Here is a 22,988-nt window from a genome sequence, read left to right on the forward strand (position 1 = left end):
TCCGATGAACCACACTCTGCGCCGCCTGCAACTGCTGCCCTTGCCGCTGGGGCTGGGTCTGCTTGTCGCCGCCTGCGGCACCACCGCGCCGGGCACCTCGCCTGCACCGCTGGCTCCCGCCACCGGGGCCAGCCTGAACCAGTGTGCAGGGCTGGCCGGCCAGTTCCGGTTCGAGCAGACGCACATCGATTCCGCCGAGTCCGTGGCCGCGGGTGGCCTCATGCTGGCCGGCCGGCCCGTGGCCGAACACTGCCTGGTCAAGGGCGCGATGCACAAGCGCAAAGGCAGCGACGGCCGCGACTACGCGATCGGCTTCGAGATGCGCCTGCCCAAGGCCTGGAACGGCCGCTTCTACTACCAGGGCAACGGCGGGCTGGACGGCTCGGTGAAGACGGCCGACGGGGCACTGGGCGGCGGCCCGCTGACCGGCGCGCTGATGCAGGGCTTTGCCGTCATCAGCTCCGACGCCGGTCACTCAGGTCCTCAGACGCCTTACTTCGGTCTGGAGCCGCAGTCGCGGCTGGACTACGGCTACCAGGCGGTGGCCAAGCTCACGCCCATGGCCAAGGCCCTGATCGCCTCGGCTTACGGCAAGGGCCCGGACCGCTCCTACCTGGGCGGCTGCTCCAACGGCGGGCGCCACGCCATGGTCGAGGCCGCGCGCGGCCAGGCCTACGACGGCTACCTCGTCGGCGCACCCGGCTACCGCCTGCCCAACGCCGCGCTGGCCCAGCTCTGGGGCGCGCAGCAGTGGGCGCCGCTGGCGGTGCCCGGCGCGACCACCCAGCACCCGCTCAACCCCAACGCCAAGATCCCCGACCTGAGCGGCGCCTTCACCAAGGCCGAACGCCAGCTGGTGGCCGACGCCATCCTGGGCAAGTGCGACGCACTCGACGGAGCCAGGGACGGCATGGTCCAGGCCATGCAGGCCTGCCAGGCCGCGTTCAACCTCAAGACCGACGTGGCCACCTGCACTGGGGACCGCAACGGCCAGTGCCTGAGCGCGGCGCAGAAGGACGTGGTGGCCCGCGTGTTCGCCGGTGGCCGCACCAGCTCGGGCGCATCCATCTACTCGGCCTTCCCCTACGACCCCGGCCTGGCCGGTGACAACTGGGGCACCTGGAAGTTCGCCAACTCGGTGGCGCTGGACCCGCTGTCGGTCGGCACCGTGTTCAGCGTGCCGCCGGGCATGTTCGATCCGCTCAAGGTCGACATCAACGCGCGCCTGCCGATGTTCAGCGCCACCAACGAGGTCTACCGCGAATCCGGCCTGTCGCTGATGACGCCGCCCGGCCACGAGAACCCGGTGAATCTGGCCAAGCTGAAAGACCGCGGCGCCAAGATGATCGTCTACCACGGCGTGGCCGATGCGATCTTCTCCGCAGAGGACACGCGCCAGTGGCTGCTGCGCCTGGACCAGGCGCTGGGCGGCAAGGCCGACAGCTTCGCCCGCTTCTTCCCGGTGCCGGGCATGGCGCACTGCAGCGGCGGCCCGTCCACCGACCAGTTCGACCTGCTCTCGCCGCTGGTGAAGTGGGTCGAGCAGGGCGAAGCCCCGCAGGCCGTGAAGGCCACCGCGCGTGGCGCCGGCAACCCCGGCGGCGCCAACAGCGAGCTGCCCGCCAGCTGGGCGCCCAACCGCAGCCGACCGCTGTGCGCCTACCCCAGGGTCGCGACCTACAAGGGCAGCGGCAGCATGGAAGACGCGTCCAGCTTCGCCTGCCGCTGACCCCCCACACGTCCACCGAACGGAGCTCCGCCATGTATTACGAACCAGGCAAGACCCCCCACGGCCTGCCGCACGACCCGTTCAAGTCCTGCGTGGTCCCCCGCCCCATCGGCTGGATCTCCACGGTGGACGCGCAGGGCCGCGACAACCTCGCGCCCTACAGCCAGTTCCAGAACGTGACCTTCGACCCGCCCATCGTCATGTTCAGCGCCAACCAGAGCACGCAGGGCGAGCGCAAGGACTCGGTGCGCAACGCCGAGCAGATGGGCCAGTTCGTCTGGAACATGGCGACCTATGCGCTGCGCGAGGCGGTGAACATCAGCGCCGAGGAGCTGCCACCGGGCGTCGATGAATTCGAACGCGCCGGGCTGGAGAAGCTGGACAGCCGTCTTGTGAAGCCCAAGCGCATCAAGGGCTCGCCGATCCAGTTCGAGTGCGAGTACCTCAACACCGTGCGCTTTCCCGGCCGCCCGCCCATGGGCACGGTGGACGTGGTGTTCGGCCGCGTGATCGGCATCCACATCGACGACGACTGCATCGACGGCAACGGCCTGATCGACGTGCTCAAGATCCAGCCCATCGCGCGCATGGGCTACTACGACTACACCGTGGTCGACAACAAGTTCCAGATGGTCATTCCCGGCAGCAACAAGGCGCTGCTGGCCGGTCTCGAAGGATCGCCCGACAAGACCCAGGACGCCACCAGCGGCCGCTGACGTTTTCCTCTCTCTCCGCTTCTGCTCACCGTGAACCACTTCCAGCCCGCCACCGCCGACATGGCCTTCGTCCTGCAGTCCGTGCTGCAGGCCCCGCAACAGCTGCAGGCGCTGCCCGCGTACTCGGGTGAAGGGGCGGAAGCCGACGCCGACCTGATGCAGCAGGTGCTCGAAGAGTCCGGCAAATTCGTGGCCGAGGTCGTGGCCCCGCTCAACCGCGACGGCGACGAGATCGGCGCGCAGTTCAGGGACGGCGCCGTCACCATGCCGCCAGGCTTCCGCGACGCCTACCAGGCCTTCTGGCAGGCCGGCTGGCCGGCGCTGGCCTGCGCCACCGAAGACGGCGGCCAGGGCCTGCCCGCCGTGCTGGAGGCCATGCTCTTCGAGATGCTCAGCGCCGCCAACCACGGCTGGACCATGGCGCCCGGCCTGCTGCACGGCGCCTACGAGTGCATCAAGCACCACGCATCCGACGAACTCAAGGCGCGTTACCTTGAGAAGGTCGCGACCGGCGAGTGGCTGGCCACCATGTGCCTGACCGAGCCGCACGCGGGCTCCGATCTCGGCCTGTGCCGCACCAAGGCGATCCCGCTGCCCGACGGCCGCTTTGCCTTGAGTGGCACCAAGATCTTCATCTCCGGCGGCGAGCACGACCTGAGCGACAACATCGTGCACCTGGTGCTCGCGCGCCTGCCCGACGCGCCGCCCGGCCCCAAGGGGCTGTCGCTGTTCCTGGTGCCGAAGTTCTACGAGGACGGCACCCGAAGTGCCGCGGTCTGCGAGCGCATCGAGGAAAAGATGGGCCTGCACGGCAGCCCCACCTGCGTGATGCGCTTCGACGAGGCGCCGGGCTGGATCGTCGGCGAGCCCGGCAAGGGCCTGAACGCGATGTTCGTGATGATGAACGCCGCCCGGCTGCACGTGGGCCTGCAGGGCATCGGCCTGCTCGAAGCCGCGTGGCAGAAGGCCGACGCGTACTCGAAGGAGCGCCGCCAGATGCGCGCGCCCGGCGGCACGGCGAAAGCTGGCGAAGCGGATTTGATCGAACAACACCCGGCCATGCGCCGCATCCTCGACGCACAGCGCGCCTGGATCGACGCCGGCCGCGTGGTCGCCTACCGCACCGCGCTCGAACTGGACATCCTCAAACACCACGGCGACGCCGCCCGCCGCGAGGCCGCCGGTCGCTGGTGCGCGCTGGTCACGCCGGTGCTCAAGGCCGCCTGGACCGACCAGGCCTTCCACGGCGCCAGCGCCTGCCTGCAGGTCTTCGGTGGCCACGGCTTCGTGCGCGAATGGGGCATCGAGCAGATCGTGCGCGATTCGCGCGTGGCCATGATCTACGAGGGCACGAACGAGATCCAAGCCATCGACCTGCTGCTGCGCAAGACCCTGCCCGACGGCGGCGCGGCGCTGCTGACCCTGCTGGGCGAGCTGTCCGCCGACCTGGGCGGCGACGAACAGGCGGTCCGCGCCAAGTCACAGCTCGATGGCTTCGCCAGCTTCCTGCGTGAGCGCCTGCTGCCGCGCGCCACCACCAAGGACGCGCCGGCCGATCTGCCGCACTGGCTGGCCGACGACTTCCTGCGCGCCGTGGCGCTGCTTCTGATGGCCTGGGCCTGGGCCCGCATCGGCGCCACGCCCGGCGCCGGCACCGCCCGCTGGCAGACCGCGCAGACCGGCTTCTGGCGCTGGGTCTGGCCCGAGTTCGGGATGCGCGTGGCCATGATGGAGACCACCCTGGCGGGTTGAGCCCCGCCAGCGCAGGGCCTTGATACCGGTATCCTCTGCAACCATGTCCGAAACGACCGTCGCCAACGCCCTGCGCCGCCCGCGCAGCCCCCGCAAGACCACCGAACCCGTGGCCCGAGCCACGCCCGTGGCCGACAGCGAGGGCCGGATCGACACCAGCTACCTGGAGACCCTGCTGGGCTACAACGCCCGGCGCGCTGCGCTGGCGGTCATCGGCGTGTTCCTGCAGCGCATGGCGCCGTATGGCCTGCGCCCGGTGGATTTTTCGGTGCTGACCCTGATCGCCCACAACCCCGGCATCACCTCGCGCCAGATCTGCGCCGCGCTGGACATCCTGCCGCCCAACCTCGTGGGCATGATCAAGAGCCTGGACAAGCGTGGCCTGATCGAGCGCCGGCCGCACCCCACCGACCGGCGCGCCCAGGGCCTGCACCTCTCGCCCAGCGGCCGCAAGCTGCAGAAAGACGCCCAGGCCACGGCGACAAAGCTGGAACGGGACGTGGCCAGCCGCCTTTCGGAGCAGGAGCTGGACCTGCTCAAGGAACTGCTGCAGCGCGTCTATTCCAGGTGACGCAATCCGGGAAAATCCCGACCATGCTTTCCCGGTGGGGCTGGCTTTCCAGCTAGCGAACTGCTAGCGCCCGCCGTATAGTGGTTTCAAGCCTCGACGCAGAAGGCTGGTCCAGGAGACAAACCATGAGTGCCAAAGACCATGCGGCGGTCATTCAGCTGTTCGACCTGCTCGAGTCGCGCTACGCGATGCGTGTGATCTGGGCCTTGAGCGACGGGCATCCGCAGACCTTCCGCCTGCTCCAGGACAGCATCGGTGGTGTCACTCCCAACACGCTCAACACCCGTCTGAAGGAACTGCGCGCCGCGCGGCTGGTGGACCACACTGGCGACGGCTACCGCCTCACCCACCAGGGCGCCGACCTGGCACGCCGCATGGTCGACGTGCAGCAGTTCGCCGGCCGCTGGGCCCATCAGCAGGCCCGCGCGGCGATGGCGGTTTCTACCCCAACGGCCGCCGCGCACGCCCCCTGAAACCGGGTCAAGGCGTCGGCACGACCTTCTGCCGCTGCTGGCCCAGTCCCCGTCCGCCCAGCGTCACCACATCGCCCACCTTGAGGAACACCGGCGGCTTCTGGCCCATGCCCACGCCGGGCGGCGTGCCGGTGGGGATCACATCGCCCGGCTGCAGCGCCATGAAGCGGCTGAGGTAGCTCACGATCTGGGCCACGCCGAAGATCATGGTCCGGGTGTTGCCGGTCTGGCGGCGCACACCGTTCACGTCCAGCCAGAGGTCCACGTCCTGCGGGTCGCCCAGTTCGTCGGGCGTGACCAGCCAGGGGCCGACCGGGCAGTGCGTGGGGTAGCTCTTGCCCTTGGTCCACTGGCCCTCGTACTCGGTCTGGTAGGCGCGCTCCGAGACATCGTTGACCAGGCAGAAGCCGGCCACGTGCTGCAGCGCGTCTGCTTCGCTGACATGAAAGGCACGCTCGCCGATCACGATGCCCAGTTCCACCTCCCAGTCCATCTTCTGCGAGCCGGGCGGCAGCCAGATGTCGTCGTCCGGGCCGCTGATGGCGCCGTTGTGCTTGTTGAACACGATGGGCTGGCCGGGCACCTTCATGCCAGACTCGGCCGCGTGGTCGGAATAGTTCAGGCCGATGCAGACCACATTGCCCACGCCGCCCACACAGGCGCCGATGCGCCGGCCCTCGGCCACCAGCGGCAGCGTGGACGGGTCTAGCGCGTGCAGCCGGGCCATAGAATCACGCCCCAGCACGGTGCCGGCGATGTCCGGCACCACGCCCGAGAGGTCGCGCAGCCCGCCGCGGGCATCGATCAGACCGGGTTTCTCGGCGCCCAGCGGGCCATGGCGAAAGAGTTTCATGACAGGGTTCCGTGCAAAAAGCCCCGATTCTCACCGCCATCGCGTGTTTCTGGACGTCACCTCTTGAACGGGCCGGCGGCGCCCCCACCTAACGCACACGGCGATCTACGCCCTTGTTTTATTTGAATTTTTGACATGACCCAAGCCCAGAACCCTGCTGAAAATGCCCCGCAGAGCACCGAGGAAGCCCTGGCCGCCGCCGCGGTGGCAGAAGCCGACGCACTGGCCGCCCTGACCAACGAGGTCGCCGAGCTGAAGGCCAAGAACGCCGAGCTGGCCGAGCAGTTCCTGCGCGCCAAGGCCGAAGCCCAGAACACCATGCGCCGCGCCGAGGAAGAAATGGCCAAGGCCCGCAAGTTCGCGGTGGAGAGCTTCGCCGAGAGCCTGCTGCCGGTGCTAGACAGCTTCGAAGCCGGTCTGGCCGTCCAGGAAGCGACGCTGGAGCAGATGCGCGAGGGCTCGGAAGCCACGCTGCGGCAGCTGCGCAGCGCACTGGAGCGCAACAAGGTGGTGGCGATTGCGCCCGAGGTCGGCGCCAGGTTCGACCCCACCCAGCACCAGGCCATCAGTCTGGTGCCGGCCGACCAGCCCACCAACACCGTGGTGACCGTGCTGCAGAAGGGCTATCTGATCGCCGAGCGCGTGCTGCGCCCGGCCCTGGTCACGGTCGCGGCCCCCAAATAAAGAACCGCGGACGGAGAAGAAAACCGGTGCTCAGGACTTGAAAAGCCCACCGGTTATCCACACCTCCTCCACAACGGGTCCACACCCACCCCACACACTTATTCAAACTTTCGAAAACGGAGCAGAACATGGGAAAAATCATCGGCATCGACCTGGGCACCACCAACAGCTGCGTGTCCATCATGGAAGGCAACACCACCAAGGTGATCGAGAACTCGGAAGGTGCGCGCACCACGCCGTCGATCGTGGCCTACCAGGAAGACGGTGAAGTGCTGGTCGGCGCCTCGGCCAAGCGCCAGGCCGTGACCAACCCCAAGAACACGCTCTACGCCATCAAGCGCCTGATCGGCCGCAAGTTCACCGAGAAGGAAGTGCAGAAGGACATCGACCTGATGCCCTACTCCATCGTGGCCGCAGACAACGGCGACGCCTGGGTGGAAGTGCGCGGCAAGAAGATCTCGGCCCAGCAGGTCAGTGCCGACATCCTGCGCAAGATGAAGAAGACCGCCGAGGACTACCTGGGCGAGCCCGTGACCGAAGCCGTCATCACCGTGCCGGCCTATTTCAACGACGCCCAGCGCCAGGCCACCAAGGACGCCGGCCGCATCGCCGGTCTGGAAGTCAAGCGCATTATCAACGAGCCCACCGCTGCGGCCCTGGCCTTCGGCCTGGACAAGCAGGAAAAGGGCGACCGCAAGATCGCCGTGTACGACCTGGGCGGTGGCACCTTCGACGTGTCCATCATCGAGATCGCCGACGTCGACGGTGAAAAGCAGTTCGAAGTGCTGTCCACCAACGGCGACACCTTCCTGGGCGGCGAAGACTTCGACCAGCGCATCATCGACTTCATCATCGGCGAGTTCAAGAAGGAACAAGGCGTCGACCTGTCCAAGGACGTGCTGGCCCTGCAGCGCCTGAAGGAAGCCGCCGAAAAGGCCAAGATCGAGCTGTCCAGCTCGGCCGCGACCGACATCAACCTGCCCTACATCACGGCCGACGCCTCGGGTCCGAAGCACCTGAACATCAAGCTGACCCGCGCCAAGCTGGAAGCCCTGGTGGAAGAGCTGATCGAGCGCACGATTGCGCCCTGCCGCACCGCCATCAAGGACGCCGGCATCAGCGTGGGCGACATCCACGACGTGATCCTGGTCGGCGGCATGACCCGCATGCCCAAGGTGCAGGAGAAGGTCAAGGAGTTCTTCGGCAAGGACCCGCGCAAGGACGTGAACCCCGACGAGGCCGTGGCCGTGGGCGCCGCCATCCAGGGCCAGGTGCTCTCGGGTGACCGCAAGGACGTGCTGCTGCTGGACGTGACCCCGCTGAGCCTGGGCATCGAGACCATGGGCGGCGTCATGACCAAGATGATCGCCAAGAACACCACGATCCCGACCAAGTTCTCGCAGGTCTTCTCGACCGCCGAGGACAACCAGCCGGCCGTGACCATCAAGGTGTTCCAGGGCGAGCGCGAAATCGCTTCCGGCAACAAGCTGCTGGGCGAATTCAACCTCGAAGGCATCCCCAGCGCACCGCGCGGCATGCCACAGATCGAGGTGACCTTCGACATCGACGCCAACGGCATCCTGCACGTGGGCGCCAAGGACAAGGGCACCGGCAAGGAAAACAAGATCACCATCAAGGCGAACTCCGGCCTGTCCGAGGCCGAGATCCAGCAGATGGTGAAGGACGCCGAGCTGAACGCCGCCGAAGACCACAAGAAGGTCGAACTGGTGCAGGCCCGCAACCAGGCCGAAGCCTCGGTGCACAGCGTCAAGAAGAGCCTGGGCGAACACGGCGACAAGCTCGAAGCCGCTGAAAAGAGCGCCATTGAGGACGCGATCAAGGCCCTGGAAGAAGCCGCCAAGGGCGACGACAAGGCCGCCATCGAAGCCAAGACCGAGGCCCTGATGACCGCCAGCCAGAAGCTGGGCGAGAAGGTGTACGCCGCCTCGCAGGCCGAAGCCGCCGCCGCGGCGGGTGCCGCCGGTGGGGCCGAACAGGCCAGCGCCGGTGCCTCCTCCAGCGCCAAGGACGACGACATCGTCGACGCCGAAGTCAAGGAAGTGAAGAAGGGCTGATCGGCCGCCCCGCCGATTGACCGTTACCGCCGCGTCGGGGCAACCTGGCGCGGCGTTTGTGCTCAACAGAACCCCGATTGACCACCATGGCCAAACGCGACTTTTACGAAGTGCTGGGCGTGCCCAAGAACGCTTCGGACGACGAGATCAAGAAGGCGTATCGCAAGCTGGCGATGAAGTACCACCCGGACCGCAACCAGGGTGATGCCGCCAAGGGCGCCGAAGAGAAGTTCAAGGAGGCCAAAGAGGCCTACGAGATGCTGTCGGACCCGCAGAAGAAGGCGGCCTACGACCAGTACGGCCACGCCGGCGTGGACCCGAACATGCGCGGCCCGGGCGGCCCCGGTGCGGAAGGCTTTGCCGGTTTCGGCGAAGCCTTCGGCGACATCTTCGGCGACATCTTCGGCGGCGCCCGCCGCGGCGGTGGCGGCCGGCAGGTGTACCGCGGCGCGGACCTGTCCTACGCCATGGAAATCACGCTGGAAGAAGCGGCCACCGGCAAGGAAACGCAGATCCGCATCCCCAGCTGGGACGACTGCGAGACCTGCAAGGGCACCGGCGCCAAGCCGGGCACCAGCGTCAAGACCTGCAGCACCTGCCACGGCCAGGGCGTGGTGCAGATGCGCCAGGGTTTCTTCAGCGTGCAGCAGACCTGCCCGCACTGCCACGGCACCGGCAAGATCATCCCCGAGCCCTGCACCGCCTGCAGCGGCCAGGGCAAGATCAAGAAGCAGAAGACGCTGGAGATCAAGATCCCCGCGGGCATCGACGACGGCCAGCGCATCCGCTCCAGCGGCAACGGCGAACCGGGCCAGAACGGCGGGCCGGCCGGCGACCTCTACATCGAGATCCGGCTGCGCAAGCACGACATCTTCGAACGCGAGGGCGACGACCTGCACTGCCAGGTGCCGGTGAGCATGACCACCGCCGCCCTGGGCGGCGAGATCGACGTGCCCACGCTGCAAGGCAAGGCCACCATCGACCTGCCCGAAGGGACGCAGAGCGGCAAGACCTTCCGCCTGCGCGGCAAGGGCGTCAAGGGCGTGCGCAGCAGCTACCCCGGCGACCTGTACTGCCACGTGGCGGTGGAGACGCCGGTGAAGCTGACCGAACACCAGCGCAAGCTGCTGAAGGAACTCGACGAGTCGTTCAAGAAAGGCGGTCACAAGCACAGCCCGAACGACAAGGGGTGGTTCGAGAAAGCGAAGGACTTCTTCAGCTGATATTTCGCGCTGAAGGGTTCAGAAATGCAAAGGGGCGACGGGTGACCGTCGCCCTTTTTCATGGCACTTCGACATGGCGGTCGAGTCGATCATGGGCTGCGCCTTGGCGCGGTCGCCATTGGTGGTGATCAGTCAAAGGCGCTTGGCGCTCATCTGCGCCTTGAGCGTGCCGGGGAAGCTGAACCAGTAGACCGGCGCGACGAAGACGAGGTCGGTGCAGGCCAGGAACCACTTCGCTACGCTGCACGGCCTGGATGATGCAGCCCCTCTTCCTGGCTGCGCGCCTCAATCCACTTTGATGTTGCCTCTGCGCACGATGTCGCCCCACTCCTTCACGTCGTTGCGCACCGTGGCCCCGAACTCTTCAGGCGTCTTGACGGGCCAGTCGCTCAGGCCCGCCTTGCTCAGGGTTTCGCGCATTTCGGGCAGTTGCAGGACGCGGTGCACCTCGGCGTTGATGGCATTGACGATGGCCGGCGGCGTGCCAGCGGGCGCGAACATGCCATACCAAGAGGCCAGGTCGAACTTGACGCCCTGCTCGGTCATGGTCTTGATCTCGGGCATGGTGGACAGGCGGTTCGGTCCGCTGATGGCCAGCGCCTTGATCTTGCCCGCCTGGATCAGCGGCAACGCTGAGGCCGTGGCGGAAAACGCCACCTGGATGACACCACCGGCCAGGTCGGTGTTGGCGGCGGCCGACGACTTGTACGGCACGTGGCGGATTTTCACGCCTGTCTGCTGCTTGAGCGCCTCCATGCTGAGGTGGCCCCCCGAGCCGTTGCCCCACGAACCGTAGGCCAGCTCGTCTTCAGGTTTGGCCTTCACGTAGGCGATGAACTCCTTGAGGTCCTTGACCGGCATGGACGCGGGCACGACGAGGAAGTTGCCACCCGAACCGATCTGCACGATGGGCGCGAAGTCCTTGGCGCCGTCATAGCCGGTCTTGGGGTAGAGGCTCTGGTTGACCACCTGCGCCGTCGTGTACGAGAACAGCAGGGTGTACCCATCGGCCGGCTGCTTCGCCACGTATTCGGTGCCGATCATGCCGTTGGCACCCGCCCGGTTGTCGACCACGAAGGGTTGGCCGAACTTGCGGCTGAGCGCGTCGGTGAAGATGCGGGCGGTGATGTCGGTGCCGCTGCCGGCGGCGCCGGGCACCACCACTTTCACGGGCTTGGTGGGCCATTGTTGTGCGAGCGCGCTGCCGGACCAGGCCAGTGGCAACGAGACGGCCAGGGAGGCCACGATGGACTTGAACATGTTTGTCTCCTTTTTGGGGTGGGTGTGATGGGCGAACAGGGAAGTCAATGAATGCCGAAGCGGGCCTGCTGCCCTTTTTCGAGCAGGTCCGCGCAACCGTGGTAGAGGCTCTTGGACACATAGCTGCGCACATCGCTGGCCCGCCGGCGCAGCCAGTGCGCCTTCAACTGCCGGGCGGTGTGCACATCAGGGTCGTCGACATCGAGCAGCGCCAGCAGGTCGACGACGTGCAGCGCCAGCTGCCACTCGGACCGGTCGGCCAGGCGCCGGGCCTCGGCCAGGACCGCGGGTTTGTCGGTGAGGGCCCGCGCCAGCGCGGCCGACACCGCCGACGGCGCCGCGGGGTGCAGCTGGGTCGGGTTGCGGTCCCACCAGCCATTCTCGGAACGGTAGACGTCGCGCACGATCCAGTGCGGGTCGCCATAGGTGGGTTGCATCCAGGGCTGAGCGAACAGGTCGGCTGGAAAGCGCACGGCCTCCAGGATCTCTCGCTCGCCCAGGCCCTGGTTCATCAGCCGCACCACCTCGTCGCGCACCCAGCGCAGGGCGCGCGCGGTGTCCAGCAGCACGCGCTGCACCTCCTGTTCGCCCTCAATGCAGGGACCGAATTCGCGCACCACGCGCTGTGGCCGCAGGTGCGCCAGGCGCTCCAGCGTGCCGGCCCAGCGCACCGTGTCGCGCTGCGTGCGAAAGGGCGTGCCCAGATTGGGAATCGAGTCGATCACTGCCGGCCCGCCGTACAGCACCCGTTCGGCCGGGCACCAGAGCGCCACCGCGTCGTCGGTTTCCGACGGGCTCCAGATCAGCACCACGTGGCGGCCGTTCAGGTCCCCGAGCACGAGCGCCGTATCGAACACTTCAGCCGGGTCGTGCACCGGGAACTTGCCGGTCATGGTGCCGGGCTCGCGGCGGAACTGCAGTTCGGCCATGCGTTCCTGCAGCGCCATGGTCTCGCGGTAGCGCGCAGCGCGCCGTGGCAGATTGGCATGGGCGATCACGCGCGGCGGCGCGTCGCCGCGCTGCCGCGCGTGTTCCAGCCACAGCGGCAGGCCGCTGTTGTAGCCGATGTGCCCGTGCGAGAAGCAGATGGCATGCACCGGCCGATCGGACACAGTCCGGAGCGAATCGATCATGCCCCTGGTGACCTTTCCGCCAGGGCCGCTGTCGATCACCACCAGCCCGGCGTCGATCTCTGCGACGAAGGTGTTGCCCTGACCACGCACGATCCACAGGCCGGGAGCCACCGCGTCGACGCCTTCGCCCGTGATCAGAAACGCATCGCTTGTGGAAGGCTTGGTGTTCATGTCGGTTCTCCGGAGGGGGCTTTCATGCCGGCGACGAGGAACTCGATGGTGTGTCGCACCAGAGCGTCGTAGCGGCGGCGCGTGGGTGATGTCACAGGTCCGTGGTCGCTGATCCAGCGCGCCAGCGTGAACACGATTTCGTTGCTGATCAGCCGCATGCGGTCATGGAAGGTGCGCTCGGGCAGATCCGGCAGTGCCGCGCGCAGCAGCCGGGCAATGCGCGTGTGGCCGCTCAGATAGATCGGGTCGACGATGTCGTAGGGGTTCAGCCGGGGACTGAAAGTGGCCTGTGCCGCCACCCGCACGTAGTCCGCACCCCAGGGCTGGTCGCGCACGGTGCTGGCGAGTGCGTCCAGCGACTCGCGCACCAGCGCCTCCACATCGCCAGCACGCCCGGCGGCTTCAAGCGCGTCCAGCCGCGCATGACGGTCCTCGTTGATGAACCATAGACGCCTGGCCAGCAACAGGGCTATGAGCTGTTCGCGGCTGCCGAAGTGGTAGCGGGCGGCAGAGAGGTTTCGCTGCCCGCTGGCCGCGACGATCTCCCGCAGAGACACCTGCTCGATGCCTTTTTCCGCAAACAGCGGCTCGGCCACGTCGAGCATGTGGCGAGCCGTCGCCGACAGCTGTGCGTCGGGCGATTCGGTCGCACGCTGGATGGTGACCTGGCTGACGCGTTTGCGACTGAGAGTGGTGCTGGTGTTTGACATTTGTGCAATCCGGCTGTTTTAATTCGCTCGAATTACTTTAATTCAGTCACATTAAATTGACAAGAGCAACGAACAGGAGACACATGAGCGACAAACCCCAGAACGACACCGGCCAGCGGCTGCAGACGCTCTCGGCCATCTTTGCCCCCCGCTCGGTCGCGGTGGTCGGTGCCTCCGACACGGTGAGCAAGATCGGTGGCATCCCGGTCGATTTCATGAAACGCTTTGGCTACGCTGGCCGGGTGCTGCCGGTCAACCCGAAACAGACCACGGTGCAGGGCCTGCCGGCCTTCCCCTCACTGCAGGCCATTGGCGAGCCGGTGGACCTGGCCATCTTCGCCATCCCTGCCTCGCTCTCGCGCGCCGCGCTGGAAGACGCTGTGGCCGCTGGCGTCAAGGGCGTGGTGATGTTCACCTCGGGCTTTGCCGAGACTGGCGACGACGGAGCGGGCCAGCAGGCCGAGCTCACTGCCATCGCCCGCCGTGGCGGCGTGCGCCTGCTGGGTCCGAACTGCCTGGGTTTCATGAACGTGGGCGAACAGCTCTACGCCACCTTCTCGCCGGCACCGGCCAGCGGCCAGGTGCGGCACGGGCCGATCGGCCTGGTCAGCCAGTCGGGGGCATTCGGTGCCTATGCCTACGCGCTGGCGCGCGAGCGCGGCATCGGCCTGTCGCACTGGATCACCACCGGCAACGAGGCGGACATCGACTTCGCCGACTGCGTGGAGTGGCTGGCGCACGACCCGCAGACGCGGGTGATCATGGGCTACATGGAGGGCTGCCGCAACGGTCCGCGACTGCGCCAGGCGCTGGCCGCGGCACAGGCCGCGCGCAAGCCGGTGGTCATCGTCAAGGTTGGCCGCACGGAGGCGGGCGCCAAGGCGGCCGCCTCGCACACCGCGGCGCTGGCGGGCAACGACGCCGTCTACGACGCGGTGTTCCGCGAATACGGCGTGCACCGCGCCAAAGACATCACCGAGTTTTTCGGCGTCGCCGCCGCCGCGGCGATCGGCGGTCTGCCGCGCGATGCGTCATTGGGCCTGTTCACCGTCTCGGGGGGCGTCGGCGTGCTGATGGCCGACGAGGCCAGCCAGGCCGGGCTCGACCTGAGGCCGATGCCTGACACGGCCCAGGCCACCATCCGCGAGTGGGTGCCTTTCGCTGCGCCCACCAACCCGGTCGACATCACGGGCCAGGTCACCAACGATGCCACGCTGATCGAACGCACCGCGCGCCTGATGCTGGACCAGGGTGGCTACGCGAGCTGGATCGGCTTCCTGGCCGCCGCCGGCACCGCCGAACGCTTCTGGCCTGTGCTGGAGTCGCTGGTTACGAACCTGCGCAGAGACTACCCCGACAAGCTGCTGGCCCTGAGCACCCTGCTCACACCCGATCGCCGGCAGGCCCTGGAGGCCCTGGGCTGCATGGTGTTCAGCGAACCCACCGAGGCCGTGCGCACCGTGTCCGCGCTGGCGCGCCTGGCCCAGCGCCTGGGCGCCCCGGTGGCGCCTGCCGATGCGTCGTCGCCACCGCTCAGCCTGCCGGCGCGGGCGCTGAACGAGCCCGAATCGCTGGCCGCGCTGGCGCAGGCCGGCCTGCGCGTGGTGCCGCACGCACTGGTGCACAGCGCCGACGAAGCCGTGGCCGCGGCCGGGCGAATGGGCTCGGCGGTGGTGCTCAAGATCGTGTCGGCCGACATCCTGCACAAGTCCGATGCAGGTGGCGTGGTGCTCAACCTGCAGGGCGCCGAGGCCGTGCGCGACGGGTATGCCCGCCTGATGGCGGCCGTGCACCAGAACGTCCCCCAAGCAAGGCTGGACGGCGTGCTCGTCGCGCCCATGGTCGACCGCCACGGCACCGAATGCCTGCTGGGCGTCCAGCGCGACCCGGTGTTCGGCCCGATGGTCATGTTCGGCATGGGCGGCGTGTTCGTCGAAACCCTGCACGACGTGGTGCTGCGCCCGGCGCCGGTGGGACTGGACCAGGCGCACGAGATGATCCGGGCCACCAAGGCACACGCCCTGCTGACCGGCGCCCGTGGCCGTGAGCCGGCCGACCTGGACCTGCTGGCACGGCAGATCGTGGCGCTGTCGCGCTTCGCCGTGGCCTGCGGCGACACGCTGGAGAGCGTGGACATCAACCCCTTCATGGCCCTGCCGGCCTCGCGCGGCGGTGGCTGCGCGGTCGATGCTGTCGTGATCGGCCGCGCTCCCGACGAACAGGAGCCCGCATGAACCCGCCCACCACAAGCACCCGCCACGCCCTGGGCCAGGCCATCGGCCTGACCGCCTTCGTCTGGGGGTATCCGCTGGTGGAAAGCCTGCGCACCTGTCGCCTGCAGACCTTGACCGGCAACGGTGAGCACGCCAGCTGGCGCTCCGAAATCGACCAGTTGCAGCACGTGCGCCGGGTGTCCACCGACGCCGACCGCGACGTGGTCACGCCCGCCAACGACCTGCTCTACACCACCGGCTGGATCAACCTGGCCAATGGCCCGCGCCTGCTGCACGTGCCCGCTGCCGCCCGCCATCCGGGCCGCTACTTCGTGCTGGCGCTGTACGACGCCTGGACCAACAACTTCGACAACCCGGGCCTGCGCAACTGTGCGGCCGGGGGCGAGGCGATCTGGCTGGTCGGCCCGGACCACCCGGCCGACGCCTTGCCCGCCGACGGGCGCCGCGTGCTGCGTGCGCCCACCGACCTGGTGTGGCTGATCGCGCGGGTGCTCGCCGGTGCCGGAGACGATGTGATCGCTGCGCAGGCGCTGCAGGCCGAGATCCGGCTGGAACTGCCCGAGGGGACGCGCAGCGGCGCGCGCCCCGGTGTGGTGGACCACTGGAGCGGCCCACCGGAAGACACCATGGCCGCATGGATGGCCCGGCCCGACGACATTGCCAGCTTCGGCCCGCACTTCTTCAACAACCTGTGCCATGGCCTGGCCAGCCAGAAGGTGCCCGCGTCCGACACCGGCCTGGCCCGCTGGATCGCGAGCCAGGGCCTCATGCCCGACCTGTCCTTCGACTTCTTCCAGCTCGACGAAGCACTGCGCGCCGGGCTGCTGCAGGGGTTGCGCGACGGTGCCGCGCTGATGCTGGAAGGCTCGCGCAGCCGCAAGGCCCGGCCCTGGGCGACCCATTTCGGCCTGGGCCGCTATGACTGCGACTACCTGGTCAGGGCCCTCACCGCCTACAAGGGGCTGGGCGCCCTGGCCGCGGACGAAGCGGTCTACGCCATGGGCGACTTCGATGCCGCCAGGGCGCCGCTGCACGGCCGTCAGCGCTACCGGCTGCGCTTCGAGCCCGGCGAGCTGCCGCCGGTCGACGCGTTCTGGTCGGTCACGCTGTACGACGCCGACCGCTTTCTGTACCCGAACGCCATCGGCCGCCATTCCATCGGCGACCGCACGCCCGACCTGGTGCACGAGGCCGACGGCGGCCTGACGCTGACCATCTCGCACGAGCCCCCCGCAGACCAGCGCAACTGGCTGCCCGCCCCCGCCGGCCAGTTCTACCTGGTGCTGCGCATGTACCTGCCGCGCCCCGAAGTGCGCAGCTGGACCATTCCCCCTCTGCAAGCGGAGTCCGCATGAACACCCGACACGAGTACCTCTACACCCAGGCCGTGCAGGCCCTGGTCTACGCCTGGCCGCTGTACGAGATGCAGCGCATGCGCTCCGCCACCTCACCGCGCAAGCTGGCCGGCCATGGCTTCGCAGGCGAGAGCCCCGACAGCAGCCTGCGCTGGTGCAACGCCTTTGTGCACGAACGCGAACTGCTCACCGCCGGTCGCAGCCGCGTCGTGATGCCCAACAACGACACGCTCTACACCAACGCCTGGCTGGACCTGTCGGCCGGCCCGCTGGTGCTGGACATGCCCGACATGGGCGCGCGCTACCACGTGCTGGGCATGCTGGACTTCTTCACCAACCCCTTCGGCCACCCCGGCACCCGCACCCTGGGCAACGGCGGTGGCGCCGTGCTGGTCACGCCCCCAGGCTGGCAGGGCAGCGTACCAGAGGCCTTCCAGGCGCCGGGGCGGCACATCGAGGCGCCCACACCCTGGGTCTGGGTCATCGGGCGCCTGCTGATCGACGGCGCCCACGAACTGGACCAGGTGCATGCGCTGCAGGACGGGTTCGGCATCCGCAGCCTGGCCGACTGGCAGGCCGGCCGCCCCGGCGCTCCACGCCGTTTCGATGCCCGCCACGACCCGCGCGCGCCCTTCGCCCCCCAGCGCTTCCTGGCCATGGCCAACGACGCCCTGCGCGAGAACCCGCCACCTGCTGGCGACAGCGCCCTGCTCACCGGCCTGCGCGCGGTGGGCCTGGGAGCCGATGACGCCACCGTGGCACAGATGTGGGCCGACCCCGCCATGGTCGAGGTGTGGCGCCGCGCCGCCGACACGGTGCAGGCCCTGCTGGACCACCGCGCCGACGCGCTGGGCCAGCACACCCCGGCCACCGGCTGGAGCCGCTCCATGATGTCCCTTACCGGCGGCTTCGGCCACGACCACCTGCTGCGTGCCTTCGTGGCACGCCAGGGCATCGGCGCCCTCTCGCCCCATGAGGCGATCTACCCCCGCTGCGAAACCGACAGCACCGGCCGCATGCTCGACGGCGCCCAGCGCTACCGCCTGCGATTCGCACCCGGGCAGTTGCCGCCGGTCAACGCCTTCTGGTCGATCACCCTGTACAGCACGCGCGACTTCATGCTGGTCGACAACCCCATCGCGCGCTACGCCATCGGCGACCGCACACCCGGTCTGCAGCACGATGCCGACGGCGGCCTGACCCTGCACATCCAGCACGCCCCACCCCTGGACGACGCGGCCCGGGCCAACTGGCTGCCTGCGCCGGCCGACGGCTTCTTCCTCTGCCTGCGGGCCTACCTGCCGCGCGCAGAGATGCTGGACGGGCGCTACGTGCTGCCAGCCCCTGAGCCGGTCCGGGACTGAAGAAACGGCGTCCTCGGCATGCCCCGACCGGTCGCCACGGGTGGCGGCGGGCCGTACCATGGACGGCATGAACGCTTCATCCACCGACTTCCTCATCCTCGGCGCCGGCATCGCGGGTGCCTCCATCGGCCACTTCCTCGCGCCACACGGGCGCTGCGCGATGCTCGAGCGCGAGAGCCAGCCGGGTTACCACAGCACCGGGCGCTCGGCCGCGCAGTTCATCGCCAGCTACGGGCCGCCGCAGGTGCGGGCGCTGTCGCGCGCCAGCGAGCCCTTCTTCCTGAACCCGCCACCGGGTTTTGCCGAGGCACCGCTGCTCACGCCGCGCGGGCTGCTGACGGTGGCCGGGCCGGACGAGATGCACCACCTGGACGAGGCCTGGGCCACCCTGCAGCAGACCAGCCCGCGCGGTGTCCGACTGAGCGCCGAGGAGGCGCTGGCCAGGGTGCCGGCGCTGCGGCCGGAGAAGGTGAGCGAGGCGATCTACGAACCCGACAGCTTCGACATGGACGTGCACGCCATCCACCAGGGCTACCTGCGCGGCTTCCGGCGCGCGGGCGGCACGCTGGTGTGCGATGCCGAGGTGGTGGCCATCGAGCGCCGCGACGGGCTGTGGCGGGTGCGCACGGCGGCGGGTTCCGAACACGCGGCACCGGTGCTCATCAACGCCGCAGGGGCCTGGTGCGATGCGGTGGCGCAGCTGGCGGGCGTGGCGCCCATCGGCCTGGTGCCCAAACGCCGCACCGCCTTCACCTTCCTGCCACCGGCCGGTACCGACACGGCGCGCTGGCCGCTGCTGCTGGCCGCCGACGAAAGTTTCTACATGAAACCCGACGCGGGCGCCCTGCTCGCCTCACCGGTGAACGAAGACCCGACCCACCCGCAGGACGTGCAGCCCGAAGAGCTGGACATCGCGCTGGGCCTGCACGCGCTGGAGACCTGGACCACGCTCACCCCACGCCCCACCCACACCTGGGCAGGACTGCGCTCCTTCGTGGCCGACGGCGAACTGGTGGGCGGGTTTGATGCGGCGGCCGAAGGCTTCTTCTGGTGCGCGGCACAGGGCGGCTACGGCATCCAGACCAGTGCCGCCATGGGCGAGGCCTGCGCGGCACTGGTGCGCGGGCTGCCGCTGCCGGCGCACATCAGCGCCTGCGGGCTGACAGCGGCCATGCTGTCGCCCGCGCGGGCGACGCTGAAGGGCTGAGAATCAGGTGCTGAACCACCAGAGGACCAGCAGGGCCAGCCCCATGAGCTGGTGCAGACGGACCGCCCAGCGCACCGGGCTCGCCGCGACAGCCGCGCTCCGCGTGAGTGAACGCGCCCACAGGCCGATCAGGCCCGACACAGCGTACACCACCGACCAGGCGAACCAGTAGACCCCCAGGCCCATGCAGCCGAAGCTCTCGCAGTGCATGCGCAGGCCGTAGACCACGCCGACCACCAGCGCGACGAACAAGGCCCCGTACACCGCCGCTGCGGCAAGCGCCAGCGTTCCCGATGGCCTGGCTTCCGTCTCGACCGCGGCACCGGCGGGCGGCCGGGGCACGCCCATCGCGTACAGCTTCTCCTCCACCGCCACCAGCCCCATCTGCTGCGCGGCCTGCAGCGGCGTGGCGGCGTCGAACTCGGACGGCAGGGCCGGGTTGGCCCCATGGTCCAGCAGGTACAGGGCCACCGCCTCCTGCCCCGCCAGAATCGCGGCCACCAGCGGCGTGGACAGGAACTCTGGGTGGGCGTAGTTCACGTCGACGCCCGACTTCACATGGTGTTCCACCAGCGCCAGATCGCCCGCGCAACCGGCGTTGAACATCTCTTTCCAGTCACCTCCAGACATACGTCCCCTCTTGTTCGACGGTGGTCGCCCGCAACTTGCGACCGACGCGCAGTCTGACAGAGAGCCGACCACCCTGGGGTTTCTGCAGAAACCGAAGGGGCAATGCAGGGCGCCTGCGGCACACTGGCGTGCGCCATGGCCGCCACCCACACCGCCACCGCTCCCGACCTCATCGTCGCCCGTCCCGAAGGCCTGTACTGCCCGGCCGGCGACTTCTTCATCGACCCCTAGCGGCCGGTGGAACGGGCCGTGATCACGCACGGCCATTCGGACCACGCGCGCTGGGGCCATGCGCACTACCTGGCGCACACGCACAGCGCCGGCACGCTGCGCCAGCGGCTGGGGGCCGACATCCGCCTTCAGACGCTGGAGTACGACGAGGTGATCGAACACAACGGCGTGCGCCTGTCGCTGCACCCGGCCGGCCATGTGCTGGGCTCGGCCCAGGTGCGGCTGGAGCATGGCGGGCGCGTGTGGGTCGCCTCGGGCGACTACAAGACCGAGGCCGACGGCACCTGCGCGCCTTTCGAGCCCGTGCGCTGCGACACCTTCATCACCGAATCGACTTTTGGCCTGCCCATCTACCGCTGGCCCACGCAGGCGGTGCTGTTCGACGAGATCAACGCCTGGTGGCGGCGCAACGCCGACGAGGGCCGCGCCTCGGTGCTGCTCTGTTACGCCTTCGGCAAGGCGCAGCGGCTGCTGCACGGAGTGGACGCCAGCATCGGCCCCATCGTCGTGCACGGCGCGGTGGAGCCATTGAACGCGGTGTACCGCGCGGCCGGCGTCGAACTGCCGCCCACGCACCGTGTGACCGAACTCGACAAGACCGCGCTGCAGCGCGCGCTGGTGCTCGCCCCGCCCTCGGCCCAGGGCACGCCGTGGATGAAGCGCTTCGGCGCCGACGCGGTGGACGCTTTTGCCAGCGGCTGGATGCTGGTGCGCGGCACGCGGCGGCGGCGTGGCGTGGACCGCGGTTTCGTCATGTCCGACCACGCCGACTGGCCGGGGCTGATGAGCGCCATCAAAGCGACCGGCGCGGAGCACATCCGCGTGACGCACGGCAGCGTGCCGGTGCTGGTGCGCTGGCTGACCGAGCAGGGGATGGACGCACAAGCCTTCGAGACCGAGTACGGCGACGAGGATGCGGCGGACAAGGCTGCGCCGGAGGCGCCCACGGAGCCAGCGGCATGAAGCGCTTCGCCGCCCTCTACCGCGAGCTGGACGCCAGCACCGCCACGCGCGAGAAGCAGGCCGCGCTGCAGCGTTACTTTTCAGAAGCACCGGCCGAAGACGCGGCCTGGGCGGTGTACTTCCTGGCCGGCGGCAAACCGCGCCAGACCGTGCCCACGCGCGCGCTGCGCGAACTGGCGCAGGCGGCAGCGGGCCTGCCCGAATGGCTGTTCGAAGAGAGCTACCAGACCGTGGGCGACCTGGCCGAGACGGTGTCGTTGCTGCTGCCGGCGGCCACGGCGCCGGTGGACCGTGGTCTGGCCGAGTGGCTGACCCGGCACCTGCTGCCGCTGCGCGGACTGCCGCCAGACGCATTGAACGAGAAGCTGCGCGAGCAGTGGAACGTCCTGCCCGACGACCAGCGCTTCGTCTACTTCAAGCTCATCACCGGCGGCTTCCGCGTTGGCGTGTCCAAGCTCCAGGTCACGCAGGCGCTGGCGGCCGTTGCGGGGGTCGACCCCAAACGGGTGGCCCAGCGGCTGATGGGCTACACGCACATCGGCGCCCAGCCGACAGCCGCCGACTACGCGGCGCTGGTGGCGCCCGAGAACGCGACCGAGCAGAACCAGCAGACCAGCGGCCAGCCTTACCCCTTCTTCCTGGCCCATCCGTTCAACGAGCCGCTGGATCGCTTCGACGAGCTGCTCGGCCCGCCGGCCGACTGGCAGGTGGAATGGAAGTGGGACGGCATCCGCGCGCAGCTGGTGCAGCGCGCCGGCCAGGTCTGGCTGTGGTCGCGCGGCGAGGAGCTGGTGACCGAGCGCTTCCCCGAACTCGCCGCGCTGGGCGACGCTCTGCCCGAAGGCACGGTGCTCGACGGCGAGATCGTGGTGTGGAGAGAGAACAGACCACAGCCCTTCGCCGACCTGCAAAAGCGCATCGGCCGCAAGACCCTGGGCCCCAAGATCCTGCGAGAACTGCCGGTGGCGCTGCTGGCCTACGACCTGCTCGAACACGGCGGCCAGGACCTGCGCGAACAGCCGCTCCACGCGCGCCGCGCGGCGCTGGACGCATTGGTGGAGAACCTGAATCACCCGCTGCTGATCGCCAGCCCGGTGCTCAACGGCGACACCTGGGCACAACTCGCCACGCTGCGCGAACAGGCGCGCGAACGCGGCACCGAAGGCTTCATGCTCAAGCAGCGCGGCAGCGCCTACGGCGTGGGCCGCACCAAGGCCGCCGGCACCTGGTGGAAGTGGAAGATCGACCCCATGAGCGTTGACGCGGTGCTGATCTACGCCCAGCGCGGCCACGGCCGCCGCGCCAGTGTCTACAGCGACTACACCTTCGCTGTCTGGAACGCGCCGCCCGGCACCGAGGGCCGGCAACTGGTGCCCTTCGCCAAGGCCTACTCGGGCCTGAGCGACGCCGAGATGGCGAAGGTGGACGCCATCATCCGCGCCACCACCATCGAGAGCTTCGGCCCGGTGCGCAGCGTGCGGCCCACGCTAGTGTTCGAACTGGGCTTCGAAGGCATCGGCCGCAGCCCGCGCCACAAAAGCGGCATCGCGGTGCGCTTCCCGCGCATGTTGCGCTGGCGCGAGGACAAACCCGTCGATGAGGCCGACACGCTGCAGACGCTGGCCGCGCTGTTGCCCGGGGGCGCCGCGTGAAA

At 68.9% G+C, this 22,988-nt stretch carries 18 protein-coding genes and 1 pseudogene; 14 read left to right on the plus strand and 5 right to left on the minus strand.

Annotated features, from left to right (window positions below; all coding sequences use genetic code 11):
* Positions 1 to 4 precede the first annotated feature (4 nt).
* The 5 genes from DD542_RS18460 to DD542_RS18480 all read left to right on the plus strand — a co-directional run bounded on the left by DD542_RS18460 (position 5) and on the right by DD542_RS18480 (position 5,241).
* Positions 5 to 1,729 carry a tannase/feruloyl esterase family alpha/beta hydrolase gene (locus tag DD542_RS18460; RefSeq protein WP_127806650.1) on the plus strand — a complete coding sequence of 575 codons (1,725 nt, stop codon included), beginning with the start codon at positions 5 to 7 and terminating at the stop codon, positions 1,727 to 1,729.
* A 32-nt stretch (positions 1,730 to 1,761) separates the two neighbouring features.
* Entirely contained in the window at positions 1,762 to 2,445 is a 684-nt protein-coding gene (locus DD542_RS18465) for a flavin reductase family protein (RefSeq protein WP_079366881.1), read from the plus strand.
* 60 nt (positions 2,446 to 2,505) lie between these two features.
* Positions 2,506 to 4,197 carry an acyl-CoA dehydrogenase family protein gene (locus tag DD542_RS18470; protein ID WP_127807437.1) on the plus strand — a complete coding sequence of 564 codons (1,692 nt, stop codon included), beginning with the start codon at positions 2,506 to 2,508 and terminating at the stop codon, positions 4,195 to 4,197.
* A gap of 43 nt (positions 4,198 to 4,240) precedes the next feature.
* The gene (locus DD542_RS18475) at positions 4,241 to 4,768 is read left to right on the plus strand and encodes a MarR family transcriptional regulator (protein ID WP_127806651.1); all 528 of its coding nucleotides are present in this window, start codon (positions 4,241 to 4,243) and stop codon (positions 4,766 to 4,768) included.
* A gap of 125 nt (positions 4,769 to 4,893) precedes the next feature.
* Complete coding sequence (locus DD542_RS18480; protein ID WP_066150278.1) at positions 4,894 to 5,241, plus strand: winged helix-turn-helix transcriptional regulator; 348 nt, start codon at positions 4,894 to 4,896, stop codon at positions 5,239 to 5,241.
* 7 nt (positions 5,242 to 5,248) lie between these two features.
* On the opposite strand, the gene DD542_RS18485 is transcribed toward DD542_RS18480, so the two are convergent.
* Positions 5,249 to 6,094: a fumarylacetoacetate hydrolase family protein gene (locus DD542_RS18485; RefSeq protein ID WP_066150274.1), complete on the minus strand. Its 846-nt coding sequence runs from the start codon at positions 6,092 to 6,094 to the stop codon at positions 5,249 to 5,251.
* 135 nt (positions 6,095 to 6,229) lie between these two features.
* Here DD542_RS18485 and grpE point away from each other — a divergent pair, with 135 nt between their 5' ends.
* From grpE to dnaJ, 3 genes are all read left to right on the plus strand, one after another.
* Complete coding sequence (gene grpE / locus DD542_RS18490; protein ID WP_127806652.1) at positions 6,230 to 6,778, plus strand: nucleotide exchange factor GrpE; 549 nt, start codon at positions 6,230 to 6,232, stop codon at positions 6,776 to 6,778.
* A 128-nt stretch (positions 6,779 to 6,906) separates the two neighbouring features.
* Entirely contained in the window at positions 6,907 to 8,853 is a 1,947-nt protein-coding gene (gene dnaK / locus DD542_RS18495) for a molecular chaperone DnaK (RefSeq protein ID WP_066150268.1), read from the plus strand.
* Between the two features lie 86 nt (positions 8,854 to 8,939).
* The gene (dnaJ, locus tag DD542_RS18500; RefSeq protein ID WP_127806653.1) at positions 8,940 to 10,076 is read left to right on the plus strand and encodes a molecular chaperone DnaJ; all 1,137 of its coding nucleotides are present in this window, start codon (positions 8,940 to 8,942) and stop codon (positions 10,074 to 10,076) included.
* A 285-nt stretch (positions 10,077 to 10,361) separates the two neighbouring features.
* Here the strand turns inward: dnaJ and DD542_RS18510 are convergent, their stop codons facing one another.
* Genes DD542_RS18510 through DD542_RS18520 form a run of 3 tightly spaced genes read right to left on the minus strand, consistent with a single transcriptional unit; the run spans position 10,362 to position 13,350 of the window.
* Positions 10,362 to 11,336: a tripartite tricarboxylate transporter substrate binding protein gene (locus tag DD542_RS18510; protein WP_127806654.1), complete on the minus strand. Its 975-nt coding sequence runs from the start codon at positions 11,334 to 11,336 to the stop codon at positions 10,362 to 10,364.
* A 44-nt stretch (positions 11,337 to 11,380) separates the two neighbouring features.
* Positions 11,381 to 12,640, minus strand: a complete 1,260-nt coding sequence (locus tag DD542_RS18515) for an alkyl sulfatase dimerization domain-containing protein (RefSeq protein WP_066150262.1) — start codon at positions 12,638 to 12,640, stop codon at positions 11,381 to 11,383.
* Complete coding sequence (locus tag DD542_RS18520) at positions 12,637 to 13,350, minus strand: TetR family transcriptional regulator (RefSeq protein ID WP_066150258.1); 714 nt, start codon at positions 13,348 to 13,350, stop codon at positions 12,637 to 12,639. Before DD542_RS18520 ends, DD542_RS18515 begins: the two co-directional genes overlap by 4 nt.
* Positions 13,351 to 13,433: 83 nt before the next feature.
* Here DD542_RS18520 and DD542_RS18525 point away from each other — a divergent pair, with 83 nt between their 5' ends.
* From DD542_RS18525 to DD542_RS18540, 4 genes are all read left to right on the plus strand, one after another.
* Positions 13,434 to 15,584 carry an acetate--CoA ligase family protein gene (locus tag DD542_RS18525; RefSeq protein ID WP_127806655.1) on the plus strand — a complete coding sequence of 717 codons (2,151 nt, stop codon included), beginning with the start codon at positions 13,434 to 13,436 and terminating at the stop codon, positions 15,582 to 15,584.
* The gene (locus DD542_RS18530) at positions 15,581 to 16,939 is read left to right on the plus strand and encodes a DUF1214 domain-containing protein (RefSeq protein WP_127806656.1); all 1,359 of its coding nucleotides are present in this window, start codon (positions 15,581 to 15,583) and stop codon (positions 16,937 to 16,939) included. Before DD542_RS18525 ends, DD542_RS18530 begins: the two co-directional genes overlap by 4 nt.
* Positions 16,936 to 18,303 (plus strand): DUF1254 domain-containing protein, encoded by a 1,368-nt coding sequence (locus DD542_RS18535; RefSeq protein WP_127806657.1) that lies wholly within the window; start codon positions 16,936 to 16,938, stop codon positions 18,301 to 18,303. Before DD542_RS18530 ends, DD542_RS18535 begins: the two co-directional genes overlap by 4 nt.
* 67 nt (positions 18,304 to 18,370) lie before the next feature.
* The gene (locus DD542_RS18540) at positions 18,371 to 19,510 is read left to right on the plus strand and encodes an FAD-binding oxidoreductase (RefSeq protein WP_127806658.1); all 1,140 of its coding nucleotides are present in this window, start codon (positions 18,371 to 18,373) and stop codon (positions 19,508 to 19,510) included.
* A 3-nt stretch (positions 19,511 to 19,513) separates the two neighbouring features.
* Here DD542_RS18540 and DD542_RS18545 read toward each other — a convergent pair whose 3' ends face one another.
* The gene (locus DD542_RS18545) at positions 19,514 to 20,116 is read right to left on the minus strand and encodes an ankyrin repeat domain-containing protein (protein ID WP_127806659.1); all 603 of its coding nucleotides are present in this window, start codon (positions 20,114 to 20,116) and stop codon (positions 19,514 to 19,516) included.
* 159 nt (positions 20,117 to 20,275) lie between these two features.
* On the opposite strand from DD542_RS18545, the pseudogene DD542_RS18550 reads away from it, so the two are divergent.
* Together DD542_RS18550 and DD542_RS18555 are read left to right on the plus strand one after the other, a co-directional pair.
* Positions 20,276 to 21,334, plus strand: a pseudogene (locus DD542_RS18550) (ligase-associated DNA damage response exonuclease).
* Entirely contained in the window at positions 21,331 to 22,986 is a 1,656-nt protein-coding gene (locus DD542_RS18555) for an ATP-dependent DNA ligase (protein WP_127806660.1), read from the plus strand. The pseudogene DD542_RS18550 and the gene DD542_RS18555 overlap by 4 nt, the downstream one beginning before the upstream one ends.
* The last annotated feature ends 2 nt before the right edge of the window (positions 22,987 to 22,988 follow it).

The sequence above is a fragment of the Hydrogenophaga sp. NH-16 genome (assembly GCF_004006415.1).
Lineage (GTDB): Bacteria > Pseudomonadota > Gammaproteobacteria > Burkholderiales > Burkholderiaceae_C > Hydrogenophaga > Hydrogenophaga pseudoflava.